We start from the raw sequence: 1351 nt of genomic DNA, 5'->3' as shown, positions 1-1351 counted from the left end.
GCGGTGAGCACCTCACCGGGCGGCCCGTCCGCCACGACCCGCCCGTCGGCGAGCAGCGCCAACCGCTCGCCGTACTGCGCCGCAGAGGTCAGATCGTGCATCGCGGCGACGACGGTCAGTCCGGTCTCGCGCCGCAGCTCATCGACCAGATCGAGGACCTGCTGCTGGTGCCCGATGTCGAGCGCGCTGGTCGGTTCATCGAGCAGGAGGACGCGCGGTTGTTGCGCGAGCGCGCGCGCCAGGACGACCCGCTGGAGCTCGCCGCCGGACAGGGTGGTGGCGATGCGCCCGGCGAGATCGTGCAGGTCGAGCCGGTGGATGATGGTGTCGACGACGACGACATCGCTGGCCGATTCCGTCCCGAATCGCGGGATGTGGGGTGTGCGGCCCAGGGCGATCAGCTCGTGGGCCGTGACGCCCTCCGGGACGACCGGTCGCTGGGGCATCATCGCCACCGTGCGGGCCAGGCGTCGGCGTCCGACCCCACGTGGGGTCATGCCCTCGATCTCGACGTGCCCGGTGGATCCGATGAGGCCCGCGAGCGCGAACATGAGGGTGGTCTTGCCGGAGCCGTTGGGGCCGACCAGCGACACCCACGAACCGGCGGGCACCGTCAGGTCGACGCCGTGCAGGATCGGGGTGCGGTCGCGGGAGACGCGCAGGTTGCGGCAGGTGATGGCGGCGCTCATATCTGACCCCGGCTGCGACGCAGGACGACCATGAAGAACGGGGCGCCGATCGCGGCGGTGACCACGCCGATCGGCAGCTCGGACGGGCTCATCGCGGTGCGCGCCACCACGTCCGCGAGCACCAGGAACGCGCCGCCCACCAGCAGGGACACCGGCAGGAGCAGACGGTGGCCGGGGCCGATGATCATGCGCACGGCGTGGGGGATGACGATGCCGACGAACCCGATGAGGCCCGAGACAGATACGACCGCCGCGGTGCCGAGCGTGGCCACGCTGATGAGGATCATCCGCACGCGCGACGGGGCGATGCCGAGGGTTGCGGCCTCCACGTCGCCCACGGCCATGACGTCGAGCATGCGGCGGAACAGGAAGATCACGGCGATCGAGACGACCACATACGGCAGCACTCGCAGTACCTCGGCCCAGCCGTTGGTGGTGAGCCGGCCGAGCATCCAGGAGTAGACCTGCCGCAGGGTGTCGTCGTGGCGCTGCATGAAGAAGGTCTGGATGGCGCTGGCGAACGCGGCCACCGCCACGCCGGCGAGGATGATCACCACCTCGCTGCGGCCCCCGCCCACGCTGCTGCCGAGGGCGTAGGTGGCCAGCACGGCGATCATGCCGCCCGCGAACGCCGCGGCCGGGACCAGGCCCGAGGCGGCGGC

At 71.6% G+C, this 1351-nt stretch carries 2 protein-coding genes; both read right to left on the bottom strand.

Annotated features, from left to right (window positions below):
* Positions 1-689, bottom strand: a 689-nt coding sequence (locus G6016_RS10490; protein WP_182632605.1) for an ABC transporter ATP-binding protein, incomplete at its 3' end; no start/stop codon positions are given.
* Positions 686-1351: FecCD family ABC transporter permease (locus tag G6016_RS10485; protein ID WP_182632604.1), on the bottom strand; the 666-nt coding region annotated here is incomplete at its 5' end. The genes G6016_RS10490 and G6016_RS10485, both read right to left, overlap by 4 nt.

Source organism: Dietzia aerolata, from assembly GCF_014144865.1.
Classification (GTDB): domain Bacteria; phylum Actinomycetota; class Actinomycetes; order Mycobacteriales; family Mycobacteriaceae; genus Dietzia; species Dietzia aerolata.
Note: the sequence above shows the minus strand (reverse complement) of the source record. Positions and strands in the feature narration are given on the sequence as shown.